The following is a 19,765-nucleotide window of genomic DNA, read 5'->3' as shown; positions in this document are numbered from 1 at the left end:
ATCCCATGACCGGCAGGACGAAGACGTCGCGCTCCGAGCTGGCCCGTGTGGGCTTCGCGGAGCTGTCGGAGAGCCTGGACCGGCTCGCCGACCTGCAGGAGCGCTTCGGTGCGGCCATGCGGGTCTCGGTGACCGACGTCCCGGGGCTCTGGGGCGTCACCGCGGACCCCGACGGTGCCCTCCGCCGGCTCGAGCGGCTCATGGAGGGCCACCCGGACGAGCTCCGCGCGGTGCTCGAGGACGACGCAGCGACCGAACGGCTCGTGCGGCTCCTCGGTGCGTCCGTCGGGCTCGGTGAGTTCCTGCAGCGACGCCCCGCCGAACTCGCGCTGCTGCTCGACCCGGTCACGGCCCCGTGGTCGCAGCAGGCCTACACGGCGTCCCTCACCGAGGCCGTGGACGGCGCCGTCGACGAAGCAGCCCGACTGCGCCTGCGCGTGCGCTACCGCCGGCACCTCGCACAGATCGCGCTCTTCGACGTCCTGAACCCGTCCCCGACCGAGGCCTTCCCCGCGGTCGCCGCCGGCCTGGCAGACCTCGCCGGAGCGGCGCTCGACGTCGCCGTGGACGTCGCCCGGCGCGAGGTCCCCTTCCCCCGGGCGGACGTGGACGCCACCCCGCTCGCCGTCATCGCGATGGGCAAGGCGGGCGCGCGGGAGCTCAACTACGTCAGCGACGTCGACGTCATCTTCGTGACCGAGCCGACGGCGGACGCCGAGTCGGGCACCGGCGTCGGGACGGACCGCGCGGTGCTCGTCGCCACCCGGATCGCGATCGCGGCGACGCACGTCATCACGGACCTCGCCGCCGAACCCGCGCTCTGGGAGGTCGACGCCAACCTCCGCCCGGAGGGCAAGGACGGCGCCCTCGTCCGGACGCTGGACTCCCACGTGGCGTACTACGAGCGCTGGGCGAAGGGGTGGGAGTTCCAGGCGCTGCTCAAGGCGCGACCGATCGCCGGCTCGATCGACCTGGGGGAGCGCTACGCCGCAGCGGTCGCCCCGTTCGTGTGGAACTCCTCCGGCCGACCGGGCTTCGTCGAGTCGGTGCAGCGGATGCGCGAGCGGGTCACGGACAACATCCCGGACGCCGAGGTCGACCGTCAGCTCAAGCTCGGTCCCGGTGGCCTGCGCGACGTCGAGTTCACCGTGCAGCTCCTGCAGCTCGTGCACGGGCGCGACGACGCCGGCGTCCGTGCCCGGTCGACCCTCGACGCGATGGAGGCCCTGGCGGCCGCCGGGTACGTCGGCCGTCCCGAGGCGGCTCGGTTCGGCCCGGACTACGCGCTGCTCCGCGTGCTCGAGCACCGCATCCAGCTCCGGTACCTCCAGCGCACCCACCTGATGCCCTCCGACCAGGACGAGCTCCGTGTGCTCGCGCGGTCGAGTGGTCTCGCGAACTCGGCCGCCGCCCTCGAGACCCGGTGGCGCTCGGTGAAGCTCGAGGTCCGCGGGCTGCACGAGCGGCTGTTCTACCGCCCGCTGCTGTCCGCGGTCGCGGCTTCCGACGGCGAGATCGTGCTGACGAACGACCAGGCGAGCGACCGGCTCGGCGCGATCGGGTTCGTCGACCCGGACGGCGCCCTCGGGCACATCCGCGCGCTGACGCAGGGCACGAGCCGACGTGCCGCGATCCAGCGGAACCTGCTGCCCGTCCTGCTCCGGTGGATGGCGGAAGGGCCGGCTCCCGACCGGGCACTGCTGGCCTTCCGTCGGCTCAGCGACCGCCTGGGGGAGTCCAGCTGGTTCCTCCGCATGCTCCGCGACTCCTCGGGTGCCGCGCACAGCCTGACGACCGTGCTGTCCGAGTCCGCGTTCCTGTCCGGGCTCCTCGAACGCTTCCCGGAGGCCGTCGCGTGGCTCGACGAACCCGAGACGCTGCTGCAGGCCCGACCCGTCCCCGCCCTGCTCTCCGAGGTCCGGGCGACGACCGCGCGCCACGGGGACGACGTCGACGCCGCCGCCTCGCTGATCCGGTCCGTCCGGCGGCGCGAGACCCTGCGCCTCGGCATGGCCGCGACGCTCGGCCGGATCGACGTCGACCGGCTCGGCCCGGCGCTCAGCGACATCACCGAGGCCACCCTGACCGGCGCGCTCGAGCTCGCCCGGCGTGACGCCCCCGCCGGGCTGGAGTTCGGCGTCATCGCGATGGGGCGGTACGGCGGCCGCGAGCTCGGGTTCGGCTCGGACGCCGACGTGCTCTTCGTGCACCGTGGCACCGACCTGCCGCCGGAGACCGCCTCGCGCGCGGCGCAGACGATCGTCCGCGAGCTGAACCGGCTGACCGAGGACGCGCTCTACCCGTTCGACCTCGACATCGACCTGCGTCCCGAGGGCAAGAACGGGCCGGTCACCCGCACCCTCGACTCCTACGGTGCCTACTACGCCCGCTGGTCCCTGACGTGGGAGGCCCAGGCGCTGCTCCGAGCCCGCGGTGCCGTCGGCGACGACGCCCTGCTCCGGGACTTCGAGCACCTGGCCGACCGCACCCGCTACCCGGCGTCCATCGCCGAGCGCGAGGTCCGCGAGGTCCGGCGGATCAAGGCCCGGGTCGAGTCCGAGCGCCTGCCCCGCGGCGCCGACCCCGCACGGCACCTCAAGCTCGGCCGCGGTTCCCTCAGCGACGTCGAGTGGTTCGTCCAGCTGCTGCAGCTCCAACACGCGCTGCACGTGCCGGCGCTCCGGACCACGTCGACGCTCGACGCCCTCGACGGCGCCGTCGCCGAGGGCCTCGTCGCACCCGAGGACGGCGACCGGTTGGCGGCCGCCTGGCGTTTCGCGTCACGGACCCGCAGCGCCCTCGTGCTCTGGTCGGGGAAGACGACCGACGTGCTGCCGGTCGACCGGATCCAGCTCGAGGGCATCGCGCGGTTGATGGAGTACCCGCCGGGGTCGGCGTCCGAGCTCGAGGAGGACTACCTCGGCGTCACCCGACGCGCTCGGCAGGTCTTCGAACGCGAGTTCTACGGCGCCTGACGCCCCGCGACACGCCCGGGCGTCCTCGCTCCGTGTCCAGCGCTCCGCTTCGCGCACGTCAAATCCGCGTTACCGGATCCGTCCCCCGCGGCGGACCGATCCGTACCCCGACGGTGACGGCCGCGGAGGCTGTCCTCGACGTAGGACACCCGCTGTCCACCCCCGGAGGGTGCGGAGGCAGCGGTGCGGACAGTACCGGCGACGCGCCCGGTGACCTCGTCGTGACCAGGGCTTTCCCAGGGACGCACACCGTGCCTCCAGGCTGACAGCTCGGCGTCGTCGCGCGACGTGCGCGCTGTCCGTGGTCCGCCGATGTGCTGTCGGCAACCGTGGGGACCACGGTCGTGGGGCGCGAGGGGGACTCCGATGTACCCCGTCACGAAACGGCGATGCCCTCGGTCGGGGGCGGCGTTGCAGCGGTCCACTCCGGGATGCGTCAATGGAGTCACCCGAACCGACCCCGATTTCCCGATGGCGCGGAATCTCCCCCTCGAACGTTGAAGCAGGGATCGATGTTCACTTTCATTCTGCAGATCAGGCAGATGGTCGACGGGCGCCCCGAGTTCTACCTGTTCGCCGTGTACTCCGCGGTGATCTGGTTGCTCTGGGTGCTCAAGGTCGTCCTGTCCGCCCGCTACCGCCCCTTCACCGGCACGTACACCGGGACGACGAGTGTCGTCGTCCCCGTGGTGGACGAGCCACTCGACCTCTTCCGGGACGTCATCGGCCGCATGGTCGAGCAGCGCCCCGGCGAGATCATCGTCGTCATCAACGGCGCACGCAACGAGGCCCTCGAGGAGGTCTGCGACGAGTTCGCCCCACTCGTCCGCTGGACCCACACCCCGATCCCCGGCAAGCGCAACGCCGTCAAGGTCGGCACCGAGATGTCCAACGGCGACATCACGGTGCTCGTCGACTCCGACACCGTCTGGACGCCCGGCGCGCTCGAGGAGCTGCTCCGGCCGTTCGCCGACGAGTCCGTCGGCGGCGTCACCACCCGTCAGCGCATCCTCGAGCCCGAGCGCTCCTGGATCACCCGCTGGGCGGACTGGCTGGAGAACTCCCGCGCGCTGTACTCGATGCCCGCGCAGAGCGTCCTCGGACAGATCGGCTGCCTGCCAGGGCGCACGATCGCGTTCCGGCGGAACATCCTCATGCGGGTCATGGACAAGTTCATGCACGAGAAGTTCATGGGCGTCTTCCTCGAGGTCTCCGACGACCGCACGCTGACGAACCTGACGCTCAAGGAGGGCTACCGGACCGTCTACCAGTACACGTCGCTGGTCTACACGGACGCTCCGCTGCAGGTGAAGAAGCTGTTCAAGCAGCAGCTCCGCTGGGCTCGCGGCTCGCAGTACAACACGCTGCGGATGATGCCCTGGATGCTCGGGCACGCCCCGGTGCTGGCGCTGTTCTTCATCACCGACATCATCCTGCCGTTCATGCTCTTCGGCGTGATCGCCGGCTGGGTCTACCGCGCCTTCACCGGCCAGGGCGAGAACCTCTACCAGGGGATCCTGCACCAGTACGGCTTCTCCACCGGCTTCGTCTACGTCGCCGCGCTCATGGTCGTCTCGAGCGTGCTCAGCATGGCGATCCGGCAGATGCGGCACCTCGCCGAGAAGCCGAGCGACTTCTTCCGCCTGCCGATGTTCATCATCGTGTCGACGTTCTTCCTCATGCCGATCCGGCTCGTCGGGTTCTTCCGACTCGGCCACGCCAGCGGGTGGGGCACCCGTGCCGGTGCCTACGCCGGCGGTCCGGTGGAGGAGGAGCCCGTCCAGCCGCAGGCCGTGGCGATGCAGACGCCGGTCAGCCCGGTCGACCGCGTCCCCGCCGACGACGCCGCCGGGTACTCCGCGGGGTACTCCGCCGGGTACGTCGCCGACCAGACGGCAGCGGACCGCGCCTTCGACGAGCTGTTCACGTCGACGGACGGCCGTGCCGGTGAGCTCGACGTCACCACCAACTCCACGACGACCGTCCTGGCCACGCGGAGGGAAGCGGCCGCAGCCGCTGCCGCGCCCGCTGCCCACACGGCCGCTGCGCGCACCGCACCGGTGAAGGCCCGTCGTCGGTACAACCCGTACGCGTCGATCCCGTACTTCATCGGGTTCGCGATCTTCGCCCTGGAGGCGTTCCTCATTGTCTGACCTCTTCCGCTCCACCAGCACGTGGTGGGCACCCTCCTCCAAGCACGCCAAGCGCACGGCCGTCGGCACCACCGCGATCGTGCTGGCGCTGGGTCTCATCACCTGGAACGTCTGGATCTCTCCGTCCAGCCCCGTCTCCACCGCGGTCCACCACGCGCTCGGCGTGAAGACCGTGCAGGAGAAGGCGGTCGACGCCGAGGCCCTCCAGGGCAAGCTCGACGCCGCACAGCAGCAGATCTGGACGCTCGAGGGCAAGCTCGAGTCCACGAGCGCCCAGTCCGGCTCCCGCGGCGACCAGGTCGCGCAGCTCAAGGCGCAGATCGCGTCGCTCCAGTCCCAGCTCGGGTCGGCGAAGGCCTCGGCCGCGAACGCCAAGTCCGCGGTCGGTGCGAAGAGCGGCTCGGGGTCCGGCTCCGGTGGGTCCGGCTCCGGTGGGTCCGGCGCATCCGGCACGGGAGGCTCGCACGGCTCCGGCACGGCGGCCGACGGTGGCCACGGGGGCGGCTCCGGCGCCCCGGCGACGAACCCGAACACCGGGCCGTCGAAGGACCCCGATCCCGTCACGCCGGTCGTCACACCCACGAAGGCCCAGGTCCTCGCGCAGTCGTCCCGCTGGTACGGCCTCTACACGGCGCAGTCGCCCTTCAACTGGGCCGAGTACGACGACGTGTCCCAGCAGGTCGGCAAGGCGACGAACATGGTCGGGTTCTTCCAGGGCTTCGACCAGGACTTCAACGCCAACGCGGTCCAGCGCTCCTGGGCGAACGGACGTGTCCCGCTCATGACGTGGGAGTCCGCGCCGTCGAAGACCGGCAACGACCAGAAGTACGTCGCGGGCTACACGAACCAGGACATCGTCAGCGGGAAGTTCGACGCCTACCTGACGAAGTACGCCGACGCGCTGAAGGCCAACGGCCAGCCGGTGGTCATCCGTCTCGACCACGAGATGAACGGCTCCTGGTACAACTGGTCCGAAGGTGCCACGCAGCAGAACGCAGCAGGGTCCTACGTGGCCATGTGGCAGCACGTGCACGACGTCTTCGCGAAGGCGGGCGCCAACGACTACGTCATCTGGAACTGGGCGCCGAGCCGCATCGACAAGCTCGGCAACGCCAAGTACCAGACGCTCGACTACATGAAGGCGTACTACCCGGGACCGTCGTACGTCGACTGGGTCGGCATGAGCGGCTACTACCGCACCGCCTCCGAGGACCCGACGTTCTCGAACACCTTCGACGCCACCCTCCGCCAGCTCCGGGACGTGGCTCCTGGCAAGAAGATCCTCCTCAGCGAGGTCGGCGCCACGGAGTCCGGCACGACCGTCACCGGCGGCCAGAAGTCCAAGTGGCTGACGTCCCTGTTCGACGGGCTCGCGAAGCCGGAGAACGACGACGTCATCGGGTTCTCCTACTTCAGCGAGACCGCCACCACCGTGGTGGACGGCGTCCGGTCGACCAACGACTGGCGCCTCAACTCCCGAGCGGACAGCCTCCAGGCGTTCGTGGACGGCATCTCGCGCAACGACATCGACTACGACCTGCAGGAGGTCAAGCAATGACCGCTCAGAAGCACTCCGAGAAGGACGGCCGTCCCGCGCCCGTCATCAGCGTCATCGGCACCGGCTACCTCGGTGCCACCCACGCGGCCGCCATGGCCGAGATGGGCTTCGAGACCATCGGCGTGGACGTCGACCCGGCGAAGCTCGCCGCACTGTCCGCCGGCGAGGTCCCGTTCTTCGAGCCCGGCCTGCCCGAGCTCATCACGAAGCACGTGGCCAGCGGCAAGCTCCGCTTCACCTCGGACATCGCCTCCGCCGTGGCGGCCGCTGACGTGCACTTCGTCTGCGTCGGCACACCCCAGAAGGCCGGCTCGCACGCCGCCAACCTGGCGTACGTCGAGAGCGCCACCCGTGGCGTGGCCGAGAACCTCACCCACCCCGGACTCATCGTCGGCAAGTCGACGGTCCCGGTCGGCACGGCGGCACGGCTCCGCGGCATCGTCCGCGAGTTCGCCCCCGTCGGCATCACCGCCGAGCTCATCTGGAACCCGGAGTTCCTGCGTGAGGGCAAGGCCGTCGAGGACACCCTGCACCCGGACCGGCTGGTCTGGGGCGGCGCGTCCGAGGCAGCCGACGCCGTGATCCGCGAGGTCTACGCCGCACCGATCAGCGAGGGCACCCCGGTCATCACGACGGACCTCGCCACCGCCGAGCTCGTGAAGGTCAGCGCGAACGCGTTCCTCGCCACGAAGATCTCGTTCATCAACGCGATCTCCGAGATGTGCGCCATCACCGGCGCCGACGTGACGACGCTCGCCGACGCCCTCGGCCACGACGCCCGCATCGGCCGGAAGTTCCTCAACGCCGGCCTCGGGTTCGGCGGCGGCTGCCTGCCGAAGGACATCCGGGCGCTCATGTACCGCGCGAACGAGATCGGCGCCGGCCAGGTCGTCGGGCTCATGCAGCAGGTCGACGAGATCAACATGGGCCAGCGCCAGCGGGTCATCGACATGGCGATCGACGCCGCCGGGGGATCGGTTCTGAACCGCCGCGTGGCGGTCATCGGCGCGGCCTTCAAGCCGCTCACCGACGACGTCCGCGACTCGCCGGCGCTCAACGTCGCCGCGGCGCTGCACCTCCGCGGCGCCCAGGTCACGCTCTGGGACCCGGAGGCGATGGAGACGGCCAAGCGCTCGTTCCCGACGCTGAGCTACACCGCGTCCATGACCGAGGCGCTCGAGGGTGCCGACATCGTCCTCGTGCTCACCGAGTGGGACGACATCATCAGCGCCGACCCGGTCGCCCTCGGGGACCTCGTCGGACGTCGCGTCGTCATCGACGCGCGCAACTGCCTCCCGGTCACCGACTGGGTCAAGGCGGGGTGGTCCGTCCGTTCCCTGGGACGTCCCACGCCGGTCGCGGGTGCACCCGTGAGCGTTGCTGCAGGGTCCAACGACGTGCTGGCCACCAGCCGCTAGTCGCCCGCAGCAGACGGGGTCCGTGCCGGGGCGGTGCGGGCCCCGTTTCGCGCGCCCGGGGGTGCATGTGTCGGAGCCGAGTCTCGGCCTCCCGGACAGATCGCGCCGTCCCGGAGACGCATCCTGCCCGCCTCACCGAGTCTCGGCGGCGCCGCCGGGACGCAACCGCCTGGAGGCCCGGTGCCGGCCCGCCGGACCACCACCGGGCCTCCAGGCGGTCCCGTCCGGTGCGCCGGCCGCAGCCCGCGCGCCGAGTCTCGGCCCGGCGGACACCCTGCGCCGTCCGGCGCGCGAGTCCTGTCCGCCTCGGCGAGTCTCGGCCCGCGCACCCGCAACGCGGAAGGGCCCCGCACCATCGGTGCGGGGCCCTTCGTGTGCGGGTCGAGCGGGACTCAGACGCCGAAGTACAGCTCGTACTCGAACGGGTGCGGACGCTGCGCCATCGGCAGGATCTCGTTCTCGCGCTTGTAGTCGATCCACGTCTGGATGAGGTCCTCGGTGAAGACGTTCCCCTTGAGGAGGAACTCGTGGTCCGCCTCGAGCGCTGCGAGTGCGGCGTCGAGGGACGCCGGCACCTGCGGGATGTTCTTCGCCTCCTCGGGCGGGAGCTCGTAGAGGTCCTTGTCGACGGGCTCGTGCGGCTCGATGCGGTTCTGGATGCCGTCGAGGCCCGCCATCAGCTGCACGGCGAACGCCAGGTACGGGTTGCCGGAGGCGTCGGGCGCGCGGAACTCGATGCGCTTGGCCTTCGGGTTCGTGCCCGTGATCGGGATGCGGATCGAGGCCGAGCGGTTGCCCGCCGAGTAGACGAGGTTGACGGGGGCCTCGAAGCCCGGGATCAGACGGTGGTACGAGTTGATCGTCGGGTTCGTGAACGCCAGGACGGCGGGCGCGTGCTTGAGCAGGCCACCGATGTACCAGCGGGCGAGGTCGGAGAGCCCGCCGTAGCCGTTCTCGTCGTAGAAGAGCGGGGTGCCGTCGGACCAGAGCGACTGGTGCGTGTGCATGCCCGAGCCGTTGTCACCGAAGATCGGCTTCGGCATGAAGGTGGCGACCTTGCCCCACTGCTCGGCCGTGTTCTTCACGATGTACTTGAACTTCAGGATGTCGTCCGCGGCGTGGACCATCGTGTCGAACTTGTAGTTGATCTCCTGCTGGCCGCCGGTGCCCACCTCGTGGTGCGCGCGCTCGAGCTCGAGGCCCGAGTCGATCAGCTTGAGCGAGATGTCGTCGCGCAGGTCGGCGGTCTTGTCGACCGGCGACACGGGGAAGTAGCCGCCCTTGTACGGGGTCTTGTTGGCGAGGTTGCCGCCCTCTTCGGTGCGACCCGTGTTCCAGGCGCCCTCCTCGGAGTCGACCGCGTAGAACGACTCGTTCTGCGTGACCGAGTAGCGGACGTCGTCGAAGATGTAGAACTCGGCCTCGGGGGCGAAGAACGCGGTGTCCGCGATGCCGGTCGAGGCGAGGTACTTCTCGGCCTTCTTGGCGACCTGGCGCGGGTCACGGCTGTAGATCTCGCCGTTGCGCGGGTTGTAGATGTCGAACACCATGATCAGCGTGCGCTCCGCGCGGAACGGGTCGACGTACGCGGTCGTCACGTCCGGGATGAGCTGCATGTCGGACTCGTGGATCGACGCGAAACCGCGGATCGAGGAGCCGTCGAAGAGCTGCCCGACCGAGAAGAAGTCCTCGTCGACCGTGGACGCGGGGATGTTGAAGTGCTGCTGGACCCCGGGGAGGTCCGTGAAACGGATGTCGAGGAACTTGACGTCCGTGTCCTTGATGAAGGCGAGCACCTCGGAGGAATCACTGAACATGTGAGTCGTTCTCCTACTGGTTGGGTGGTGGTTCGAGGGGACCGAGAGGCACCCTCCGACGAGGCTAGAGACCCGGGGTTTCCCGGACGTGACTGCGTTGTTTCCGGCGTGTTACGCACCCGGTGTCGCCTACCCTGGGGACATGGCCCGCCCCACCTCGTCGTCCCCTTCCGCTGCTGGTGCCGGTGCGGGGGAGTGGCCCGGCAAGGTCCTCGGCCTGCCGCAGTCCGGGCCCCGGTCGATGGGCAGCTTCGGGCGGCGGCTGATCGCGCTCGTGATCGACTGGGCGCTCGCGTCCCTCGTGTCGCTCGGCCTCGGGACCTACGGCGACTCGGGCAACTTCGTCACGCTGGCGATCTTCGCCGCGATGCAGGTCGTCTTCATCCCGCTGCTCTCCGGGTCGTTCGGGCAGGTCTGCGTCGGGCTCCGCGTGGTGCCGGTCCGTGGCGGCTACGTCGGGGTGTGGCGGCCGATCGTCCGCACCGTGCTGCTGTGCATCGTCGTCCCGGTGCTCATCCACGCGAAGGACGGCCGCCCGCTGCACGACGCGGCGGCCGGCACGGTGCTCGTCCGGCGCTGAGGCACCGGGCCGCGCGCGCATTCTGCGCGTCCGGCGCGCACGCGGTGCGACGACGCCGGCCCTGATGCGAGTTCGGCCACTCCGAGCCCGGTCGTGGCCCCGCACGGGGTGAGCGACCTCGCACCAGCTCGTGGAGCACGCACGGTGCGCGCCGCCGTGGGGCGCGTCGCAACGGCCGCAGCCCGCGGGCCCCACGACGCAGAACGCCCCCGACCGCAGTGGTCGGGGGCGTCCAACGACGTCAGGGCGTGGTCAGCGCGGACGACCTGCGCGGACACGGGTCGGGTCGATGCCCTTGGGGATCGCCGACGCCGGGCTCTGCGTGAGGGAGTCGAGGCGGTTCGCGACCGCGAGGACCTCGTTGCGGTTGAGCGACTTCTTGTACTTGTTCATCGCACGGGGGAGCTTGTGCAGCGTGACGGCGTCCGAGCCCTCACCGACGTGCACGACGTGCACGGGGACGTTCGGGACGATGCGCTGGACCTTGCGGCGCTCCTCGTCCACCTGGCGGGAGATGTTGCCGACCTGGCCCTCGGTGATGAGGACGACGCCGGGCGTGCCCACGGCGCGGTAGACGGCGGACTGCGAACGGCCGTGGACCGCGACGGGCATCTCGCTGGAGCGCCACTGGCGACGGAGGGAGTTCGACAGCACGGCACCGACGGCACCGGGCTGGCCCTCGATCTGCGAGTACGCCGCCCGTTCGGCCAGACGACCGAGCACGATCAGGAAGAGCAGCACACCGAGGAGCACGCCGGCGAGGATCCAGAGGACGACCGCGAGCCAGTTCTGCCCCGGCAGCCGCAGCGCCAGGAGCACCCCGAGGACGACGGGGACGAGGAACGCGGCGGCGAACCACCAGATCGACGTCGGGTCAGCCCGACGGGTCATCTGGAAGACCTGGAACATCTGCTTCAGACGTCCCGGCTCCTTCGCCTTCGCCTTCGTGTCGGTCGAGCTGCTTCGTGCCATGCCCCCAGGATACGGCCTGACGGCCATCGTGTGGACCGTGGGTGAACTGGCTGTGGGCGAACGGCGTTCTCCACAGACGGTCGCACCGGCCCGGGAGGCTCGTCCCGCCTCCACCACGCTGGTCACCATGGCAACGACCACCGTCGAACACCGCTGGTCCGGTTCGGACACCGGCCGCTACGCCCTGTGGGTGGCCGACCGCTGCGCGTCCGAGCCGCAGCACTGCGTGCGGGTCACCACCGTCGGCCGCAGCCCCGACGGCCGCCTCGTGGTGCAGACCGAGCAGCTCACCGGCACGCCGCTCCCCGACGCCCTCGACCGCATCGGCGTGCCGACGGTCGGGGTGGCCGTCACCCTGACGCTCCCGCTGCTCGAACTGGCCATCGACGCCGCAGCGGGAGCCGTGGTGCTCGGCGACGCCCGTGCCGACGACGTCCTCGTCGACGACTCCGGCGCACCGGTCCTCGTCGACCACCCGCCCGACGCCGATCCGGGCTCGGCACCGCTGCGGACGTCGGAGGCGCCGGGCGTCACCGCACTGGTGCAGGCGGCGCGCGCGGTGTGGGAGCGGGTCGACCACCGCGAGCCGTGCCGTGCGGCGGTCGACGCCGCCGTCGCCGGGGCGCTCGGGGGTGCGGTGGAGGACCTCCGACGTCTCGTCGCCGTCGTGCACGCGACGGGCCCGCCGCGGCCCGTCCGCTGGGAGCCCCCGGCGGACGTCTACGCCGTCGTGGCCCCGGCCCCGCCGGAGCCGACGGGCCTCCTCGCCGTGGTGCAGGACGTCGTCGAGCGCGGGGTGCGGCTCGGCAGGGGCGGCGTCCGGGTGCCCGCGCGGACACTGCTCGTCGGGGTCGTCGTCGCCAGCGGCCTCGTGGCGGCCGGGGTGCTGGGCCTCAGCGCCGCGTGACGCCGGACCGAGGACCACCGCCGACACCGATGGTCGACACGCGCCGACGGCCCACGCCGCCGACACACGCCGACAGCCCCGGCTCCCACGAGGGGAACCGGGGCCGTCGGTCGGACCTGGACGTGCGGGTCAGTACCCCAGGTTCGGAGCGAAGTTGCCCTCTTCGAGGCGGTTCTTCACCGCGACGAGGTAGCGCGACGCGTCCGCACCGTCGATGATCCGGTGGTCGTACGACAGCGCCAGGTACACGAACGAGCGGATCGCGATGGCCTCTTGCCCGTCCACCTTCACGACGGCCGGACGCTTGGTCACGATGCCCGTCCCGAGGATGGCCGACTGCGGCAGGAACACGACCGGGGTGTCGAACAGTGCACCGCGCGAACCCGTGTTGGTCAGCGTGAAGGTGCCGCCGGCGAGCTCGTCGGGCTTCAGCTGGTTGTTGCGGGTGCGCTCGGCGAGGTCGGCGATCGCCTTCGAGAACTGCGCGAGGTCGAGCGACGCGGCGTCCTTGATCACCGGGGTGAGCAGGCCGCGCTCGGTGTCGACCGCGATCGAGACGTTCTCCGTCTCCGGGTACACAATCTCCTCACCATCGACGGTCGAGTTGATCTTCGGGTGCGCCTTGAGCGCTTCCGATGCCGCCAGGGCGAAGAACGGCATGAAGGAGAGCTTCGCGCCGGTCTTCTCGAGGAACTCGGCCTTGTGGGCGTCGCGGAACTGCGCCACCTTCGTGACGTCGACCTCGACGACGCTCGTCAGCTGTGCGGTCGAGGTCATCGACTGCACGGCACGCTCGGCGACGACCTTGCGCAGGCGCGTCATCTTCTCGCGGGTGCCACGGAGCGGGGAGACCTCGGCCACGAACGGGCCGGACGTCGCCGCGGGGGCAGCGGAGGCAGCAGGAGCCGCGGCGGGCTTGACGGCGGCGAGCACGTCCTCCTTGCGGATGCGCCCACCGACACCGGTGCCGGTGACGGTCGACAGGTCGACGCCCTGCTCGTTGGCGAGCTTGCGCACCAGCGGCGTGACGTAGCCGGAGGCGGCGCCGTTCTGCGACGGGTTCGGGACCTCAGCGGACGCCGTCGGCGCACTCGACACCGCAGCGGCCGGGGCCGGCACGGCGGCGGGAGCCGGGGCAGCGGCGGCCGGGGGAGCCGGCACGGCCGCGGGCGGCGGCACTGGGGCGGCCTGCGGCACGGGTGCGGCGGCCGGCGGTGCGGACGGCGCTGCGGGTGCTGCTGGCTGGGTCTGTCCGGCCGGGGCCGGCTCGGGCTCGGTGGGCTCCGGGGCCTTGGCCTCGGTGTCCTGCTCCGTGCTCGGCTCGGCTGCGGGCGCTTCCTGGTCGGCAGCGGCCTCGTTCGACTCGGACGAGTCCGACGCCGAGGAGTCCGACGAACCGGAGTCGCCGTCGGAGGACCCGGAGCCGTCGCCGATCTTCACCAGCGGGGTGCCGACCTCGACGGTCTCGTCCTCCTGGACCAGGATCTCCTCGACGACACCGGCGATCGGCGACGGGATCTCGGTGTCGACCTTGTCGGTCGAGACCTCGAGCAGCGGCTCGTCGACCTCGACCCGGTCACCGACGTTCTTCAGCCATCGGGTCACCGTGCCCTCGGTGACGCTCTCGCCGAGCGCCGGGAGGTTGACGGATTCGCTCATCGGGTGGACTCCTCTTCGCAGGGGTGGTTCGTGGTGGGTGTCTGTGTCATCGTGCGCCGGCTCACAGGGCGTGCAGCGGCTTGCCCGCGAGGTGCATCAGCGCTTCGCCGAGGGCTTCGCTCTGGGTCGGGTGCGCGTGGATGAGCGGCGCGACGTCCTCCGGGTGGGCTTCCCAGTTCACGGCGAGCTGGGCCTCGGCGATGAGCTCGCCGACGCGTGCGCCGATCATGCTGATGCCGACGACGGGGCCGTCGACGACGCGCACGACCTTGACCGCACCGGACGTGCCGATGATGTGGCTCTTGCCGTTGCCGGCGAGGTTGTACTCGTACGAGTCGACCTTGTCGGCGCCGTACTCCTCTTCGGCCTTCGACTGCGAGAGGCCGACCGAGGCGACCTCGGGGTCGGAGTAGGTGACCTTCGGGATGTTCTTGTCCTCGATGACCACCGGGTTGAGCCCGGCGATCTCCTCGGCGACGAAGATGCCCTGCTGGAAGCCGCGGTGCGCGAGCTGCAGGCCGGGGACGATGTCGCCGACGGCGTACACGTTCGGCACGTTCGTCGCGAGGCGCTCGTTCGTGATGACGAAGCCGCGGTCCATCGTGATGCCGACCTCGTCGTAGCCGACGTTCTGCGTGACGGGGCCACGGCCGACGGCGACGAGCAGCACGTCACCGTCGAAGGTCTTGCCGTCCTCGAGCGTGACGACGACGCCGTTCTCGTGCTGTTCCACGCCCTGGAACCGCGTGCCGAGCGAGAACTCGATGCCGCGCTTGCGGAACGCGCGCTCGAGCTGCTTCGACATCGACTCGTCCTCGGCGGGGACCAGGTGGGGCAGGCCCTCGACGATGGTGACCTCGGCGCCGAACGACTTCCAGACGCTGGCGAACTCGACGCCGATGACGCCGCCGCCGAGGATGACGACCTTGTTCGGGACGTAGTCCATGCGGAGGGCGGTCTCGGAGGTGATGACCCGGCCGCCGATCTCGAGCCCGGGGAGGGACTTCGAGTACGACCCGGTGGCCAGCACGACGTTCTTGCCGGTGACGGTCTGGTCGCCGACCTGCACGGTGTTCTGCGAGGTCAGGCGGCCCCAGCCCTCGACGACGGTGATGCCGCGGGCCTTGATGAGCCCCTGCAGGCCCTTGTACTTGGAGTTGATGACGCCCTGCTGGTACTCGATGACCTTCGGCACGTCGACACCGGCGAACTCGGCGAGGACTCCGTACTTCTCGGCGTCACGGGCGCCGTCGGCGATCTCGGCCGAGTGCAGCAGCGCCTTCGTCGGGATGCAGCCGCGGTGCAGGCAGGTCCCCCCGAGCTTGTCGCCCTCGATGAGCGCGACGCTCATCCCGAGCTCGGCTGCCCGGAGCGCAGCGGCGTACCCGCCGCTCCCGCCACCGAGGACCACGACGTCGTAAGTCTGTTCCGTCACCTGGTGCAACTCCCTCGTGCATGTCGGGGCCGGTCGGGCCCGCACATGGACACCACCGCGGCGGCGTCCGACGGTCGGACCGCGTGGTTCCGGTCCCGTCCCGTGTCGTTCCGGTGGGTAGCGTCGTGACGCCTGCCCACCGGAACCAAACCTACTACTTGGACTGGAGGTCTTCTGCGAGCGAGATGAGGGTGCGGACCATCGCACCGGTCGGTCCCTTGCCCTGCCACCCGTAGCCGCCGCCCTTGTTCTCCGAGGGACCCGCGATGTCGAGGTGCGCCCAGGGGACACCCTCGCCCACGAAGCGCTCCAGGAACTTGCCCGCGAGCAGCATGCCGCCGGCCGGGTTGCCGACCGTGGCGTTCACCATGTCGGCGACGTCGCTGGCGAGCCGGGCGTCGAGCTCCTCGGGGAGGGGCATCGGCCAGATCGGCTCGGCGACGGACTCGGCGAGGGCGCGGACCCGGGCCACGAGGTCGTCGGTGCCCATCAGGCCGGTGGTGCGGTCGCCGAGCGCGACGACCTGGGCGCCGGTGAGCGTGGCGACGTCGACGACCGCGTCGGGCTGCTCGAGCGAGGCCGCGGCGAGACCGTCACCGAGGACGAGACGGCCCTCGGCGTCGGTGTTCGTGACCTCGACGGTCTTGCCGTTCTTGAGCGTCAGGACGTCCCCGGGGCGGATCGCCGACCCGGACGGCATGTTCTCGGCCAGGCAGAGCCACGCGGTGACCTTGACGTCGAGGCCGAGGCGGGCGGCCGCGACGGTGGCGGCGAGCACGGTCGCGGCACCGGTCATGTCGGTCTTCATGCCGAGCATCGACGCGGCCGGCTTGAGGGAGAGCCCGCCGGAGTCGAACGTGATGCCCTTGCCGACGAGGGCGAGGTGCTTCGTGGCGGACTCCGGCGCGTACCGGACGACGACCAGACGCGGGGGACGGACGGAGCCGGCCCCGACGCCGAGGATGCCGCCGAAGCCCTGCTCCTCGAGCGCGGTCTCGTCGAGCACCTCGACGGTCAGGGGCAGCTCGCCGGCGTACCCGGAGGCCACGTCCGCGACGTCCGACGGGCCGAGGTCCAGCGCGGCGGTGTTGACGAGGTCGCGCACCAGGGCGGCGGCGTCGGCGACGATCGCCGGGCGCACCGTGGCGTCGGCGACGGCGGACGGGGCGAGCACGACGACGCGCTGGTCGCCGCGCACCGGTCCGGTGCTGCCGGTGCCCTTGTGCCGGGTGAACGAGTAGGCGCCGAGGGCGGCGCCTTCGAGGGCGGCGTCGACGAGTTCGTCGGAGTCGGTCGGCAGCGCGAGCGCGATCGAGGACACGAGGGGGAGCTGGCGGACGGCGCTGCCGGCGGCCGAGCGGACCGCGGCGGCGTCGGTGCCGGAGCCGAGCCCGATCAGCGCGATGCTGCCGGCGCTGACACCGGTGCCGGGCAGGCGCACGAGCTGGTCCTTCGCTCCGGTCACCCCGATCGCCGCGAGGTCGAGGTCGTCGAGCACGGAGAAGGGCGTCGTCGCGGGGGAGACGATCGTCGCGGGAGCGCCGTCGGAGCCGGGGCGGACACCGACGACGAGGACGTCGGCGTCGATCGAGGAGGGGGAGGCGGAGTCGGTGGAGAGCGTCGGTCGGACCATGCTCCAACCCTATCCAGGCGCTGTTCGCTGTCGGCGTGGGCGTCGTGGCCGGTGGTGTCTGCACCCCCGCCTAGCATTGGGACGGTGAACCGCCCCGAGGACCTCTACACGTTCGACGAGTCCGCCCCGACGGTCCCGACCGGCCTGCACCTGGTCGCCGGGCTCACGGGGTTCGCGGACGCCGGCTCGGCGGTGGCCCAGGTGACCACCTCGATCCTCGAGCGGCTGGACACCCGGCTCGTCGCCGAGTTCGACCCGGACGCGCTGCTCGACTGGCGGGCCCGTCGCCCGGTGATCACGTTCGAGCACGACCACATCACCGACATCGAACCGCCCCGGCTCGCCCTGCACCTGGTGCGGGACGAGATCGGGCAGCCGTTCCTCTTCCTCTCCGGGTACGAGCCCGACTTCCAGTGGAACCGGTTCGTCCGCGCCGTGACCGACCTCGCTGCCGAGCTCCAGGTCGTGGACACGACGTGGGTGCAGTCGATCCCGATGCCCGTGCCGCACACGCGCCCGGTCAGCCTCACCGTGTCGGGCACGCGCGCCGACCTCATCGAGTCGATGAGCGTCTGGAAGCCGGAGACCCAGGCACCGGCGAACGTCCTGCACCTCGTCGAGCACCGGCTCACCGAGCTCGAGCGCCAGGTCACGGGCCTGGTGCTCCTGGTGCCGCACTACCTCTCCGACACGGAGTACCCCGACGCCGCGGTGGCCGCCCTGTCCGGGATCGCTGCCGCCACCGGCCTGATCTTCCCGACCGACGCCCTGCGGGAAGAAGGCCGTGAGTTCGCCCTCCGTGTCGACGAGCAGGTCGCCGGCAACGGCGAACTCCAGCGCCTGGTCGCGGCGCTCGAGGAACGCCACGACACCTACATGGAGGGCAACCCCGTCGGCTCGCCCCTCACCGGCGTCGACGGCGAGGTCCCCACGGCCGACGCGATCGCGGCCGAGCTCGAGCGCTTCCTCGCGGACCGCCGGGACGCCTCCGACGACTGATCCGGGTCGGAGGCTCCACCACAGCCGTCCGCGCCGCGCACGTCCTCCACAGCTCGTCCTGGCAGCGGTGACACGCCGCTAGCCTTGTCGGGTGAACTCCCGCCGTGCCTTCGTCGTGTGGGGCGTCGCGGTCCTCGCGTACGTCCTGGCGGTCGTGCAGCGGTCGTCGCTCGGGGTGTCCGGCGTGGACGCGCAGGACCGCTTCGCGGTCTCCGCCGCCGTCCTGTCCACCCTGGCGGTCGTGCAGATCGCCGTGTACGCGGGGCTGCAGATCCCCGTCGGGATCGCCCTCGACCGGATCGGCCCGCGGCGCCTCGTGCTGCTCGGGGCCCTGCTGCTCGTGCTCGGGCAGGCCGTCGTCGCGGTGTCGCCGACGATCGGCCCGGCGGTGGTCGGGCGGGTCCTGGTCGGCGCCGGGGACGCCATGACCTTCATCTCGGTGATCCGCCTGCTGCCGATGTGGTTCAGCGGCCGGATCCTGCCGCAGATCTCGCAGTGGACGGGCAACCTCGGGCAGGTCGGCCAGATCGCCTCGGCGTTCCCCTTCGCGCTGCTGCTGCACACTGCCGGCTGGACGGTGGCGTTCGGGGTGGCCGCAGCAGCCAGTGCCGTCGGGCTCGTCCTGGCGTTCGTCTTCGTCCGGAACGGTCCCGTCCCGGTGCGCACCGACACGATCCCGCTGCCGCACACCTGGTCGGCGGCGTTCCACACGTTCGGGCACGCGCTCCGCCGCCCCGGCACGCAGCTCGGGTTCTGGTCGCACTACGTCACCCAGTCCTCGGGCACGGTGTTCAGCCTGCTCTGGGGCGTGCCGATGCTCCGCGGGCTCGGGTACTCCTCGACCGAGGCCGCCGGCTTCCTCACCGTGATCGTCGCCGTCGGGTTCGTCGCCGGGCCGCTCCTCGGGGTGCTCTGCGCCCGGTACCCGCTCCGGCGCTCGAACCTGGTGCTCGGCGTGGTCGTGCTGCTCGGCGTCGTCTGGACGTTCGTGCTCATCTGGCCGGGGCACCCGCCGACCTGGCTCCTCGTGCTGCTCGTCGTCGCGATGGGCATCGGCGGTCCGGGCTCGCTCATCGGCTTCGACTTCGCACGCTCGTTCAACCCGATGGGCTCCCTGGGGTCCGCGAACGGGGTCGTCAACGTCGGGGGCTTCCTCGCGGCCTTCGTGATGATGTTCCTCATCGGCGTGCTCCTCGACGCCGTCGCCCGCGTCACGGGACAGACCGTCTTCGCCTGGTCGAACTTCCGGGCCGCGCTCACCGTGCAGTACGTCGTCGTCGGGTTCGGCGTCGGGATGCTCCTGCACGCCCGTCGTCGCACCCGCGCCCAGATGCACGAACAGGACGGAATACGGGTGGCACCGCTCTGGGTTGCACTCGTTGCACGCCTGCGGAAGCGGACCGTGCAATAATGAAGCCCGGACCCGTTCGGGTCTCCCGTGTACAGGTGCTCCTGCTGGAGCGCGCGTTTCGTCGGGGGACTTGACATGGGTCCTAGTGCTGCCCTGAACGGGCGGTGTCGTCGCCCGGAACGGGCGGTGTCGCTGCCCCGGACGTCCAGCACTTCCAGGAACGACGGGCCAGTGACGCGGGGGAACTGCGGCTCCGGCCCTGGGTGCAGAGGGAAGGCCACGACCCCATGAACGTGGCACGACGAGAG

13 protein-coding genes are annotated in these 19,765 nt (G+C 71.1%); 8 read left to right on the top strand and 5 right to left on the bottom strand.

Going from position 1 to position 19,765, the window contains the following annotated elements:
* Positions 1-5 precede the first annotated feature (5 nt).
* The 4 genes from ITJ68_RS09685 to ITJ68_RS09670 all read left to right on the top strand — a co-directional run bounded on the left by ITJ68_RS09685 (position 6) and on the right by ITJ68_RS09670 (position 8,104).
* Entirely contained in the window at positions 6-2,975 is a 2,970-nt protein-coding gene (locus tag ITJ68_RS09685; RefSeq protein WP_194661069.1) for a bifunctional [glutamine synthetase] adenylyltransferase/[glutamine synthetase]-adenylyl-L-tyrosine phosphorylase, read from the top strand.
* A 512-nt stretch (positions 2,976-3,487) separates the two neighbouring features.
* Positions 3,488-5,128 (top strand): glycosyltransferase family 2 protein, encoded by a 1,641-nt coding sequence (locus tag ITJ68_RS09680; RefSeq protein ID WP_194661068.1) that lies wholly within the window; start codon positions 3,488-3,490, stop codon positions 5,126-5,128.
* Positions 5,121-6,686, top strand: a complete 1,566-nt coding sequence (locus tag ITJ68_RS09675) for a glycoside hydrolase family 26 protein (protein WP_194661067.1) — start codon at positions 5,121-5,123, stop codon at positions 6,684-6,686. Before ITJ68_RS09680 ends, ITJ68_RS09675 begins: the two co-directional genes overlap by 8 nt.
* Positions 6,683-8,104, top strand: coding sequence for a UDP-glucose dehydrogenase family protein (locus tag ITJ68_RS09670; RefSeq protein ID WP_194661066.1), 1,422 nt, complete (start codon positions 6,683-6,685; stop codon positions 8,102-8,104). Before ITJ68_RS09675 ends, ITJ68_RS09670 begins: the two co-directional genes overlap by 4 nt.
* A 392-nt stretch (positions 8,105-8,496) precedes the next feature.
* Here the strand turns inward: ITJ68_RS09670 and glnA are convergent, their stop codons facing one another.
* Positions 8,497-9,921 (bottom strand): type I glutamate--ammonia ligase, encoded by a 1,425-nt coding sequence (gene glnA / locus ITJ68_RS09665; RefSeq protein ID WP_071275783.1) that lies wholly within the window; start codon positions 9,919-9,921, stop codon positions 8,497-8,499.
* Between the two features lie 142 nt (positions 9,922-10,063).
* Here glnA and ITJ68_RS09660 point away from each other — a divergent pair, with 142 nt between their 5' ends.
* Positions 10,064-10,501 carry an RDD family protein gene (locus ITJ68_RS09660; RefSeq protein ID WP_194661065.1) on the top strand — a complete coding sequence of 146 codons (438 nt, stop codon included), beginning with the start codon at positions 10,064-10,066 and terminating at the stop codon, positions 10,499-10,501.
* Between the two features lie 252 nt (positions 10,502-10,753).
* Here the strand turns inward: ITJ68_RS09660 and ITJ68_RS09655 are convergent, their stop codons facing one another.
* Positions 10,754-11,473, bottom strand: a complete 720-nt coding sequence (locus ITJ68_RS09655; RefSeq protein ID WP_194661064.1) for a DUF4191 family protein — start codon at positions 11,471-11,473, stop codon at positions 10,754-10,756.
* 127 nt (positions 11,474-11,600) lie between these two features.
* Here ITJ68_RS09655 and ITJ68_RS09650 point away from each other — a divergent pair, with 127 nt between their 5' ends.
* Positions 11,601-12,380, top strand: coding sequence for a hypothetical protein (locus ITJ68_RS09650; protein ID WP_194661063.1), 780 nt, complete (start codon positions 11,601-11,603; stop codon positions 12,378-12,380).
* A 129-nt stretch (positions 12,381-12,509) separates the two neighbouring features.
* Here the strand turns inward: ITJ68_RS09650 and sucB are convergent, their stop codons facing one another.
* From sucB to ITJ68_RS09635, 3 genes are all read right to left on the bottom strand, one after another.
* Positions 12,510-14,039: a 2-oxoglutarate dehydrogenase, E2 component, dihydrolipoamide succinyltransferase gene (gene sucB, locus ITJ68_RS09645; protein ID WP_194661062.1), complete on the bottom strand. Its 1,530-nt coding sequence runs from the start codon at positions 14,037-14,039 to the stop codon at positions 12,510-12,512.
* A gap of 61 nt (positions 14,040-14,100) precedes the next feature.
* Positions 14,101-15,474 (bottom strand): dihydrolipoyl dehydrogenase, encoded by a 1,374-nt coding sequence (gene lpdA, locus ITJ68_RS09640; RefSeq protein ID WP_194661061.1) that lies wholly within the window; start codon positions 15,472-15,474, stop codon positions 14,101-14,103.
* A gap of 154 nt (positions 15,475-15,628) precedes the next feature.
* Complete coding sequence (locus ITJ68_RS09635) at positions 15,629-17,107, bottom strand: leucyl aminopeptidase (RefSeq protein ID WP_194661060.1); 1,479 nt, start codon at positions 17,105-17,107, stop codon at positions 15,629-15,631.
* Between the two features lie 84 nt (positions 17,108-17,191).
* On the opposite strand from ITJ68_RS09635, the gene ITJ68_RS09630 reads away from it, so the two are divergent.
* Together ITJ68_RS09630 and ITJ68_RS09625 are read left to right on the top strand one after the other, a co-directional pair.
* Positions 17,192-18,106 carry a proteasome assembly chaperone family protein gene (locus ITJ68_RS09630; RefSeq protein ID WP_374116143.1) on the top strand — a complete coding sequence of 305 codons (915 nt, stop codon included), beginning with the start codon at positions 17,192-17,194 and terminating at the stop codon, positions 18,104-18,106.
* 91 nt (positions 18,107-18,197) lie between these two features.
* Positions 18,198-19,517: an MFS transporter gene (locus ITJ68_RS09625; RefSeq protein WP_194661059.1), complete on the top strand. Its 1,320-nt coding sequence runs from the start codon at positions 18,198-18,200 to the stop codon at positions 19,515-19,517.
* Positions 19,518-19,765 lie beyond the last annotated feature (248 nt).

It is taken from the genome of Curtobacterium sp. VKM Ac-1395, from assembly GCF_015350975.1.
Classification (GTDB): domain Bacteria; phylum Actinomycetota; class Actinomycetes; order Actinomycetales; family Microbacteriaceae; genus Curtobacterium.
This window is presented reverse-complemented; position numbering and strand designations above follow the sequence as displayed.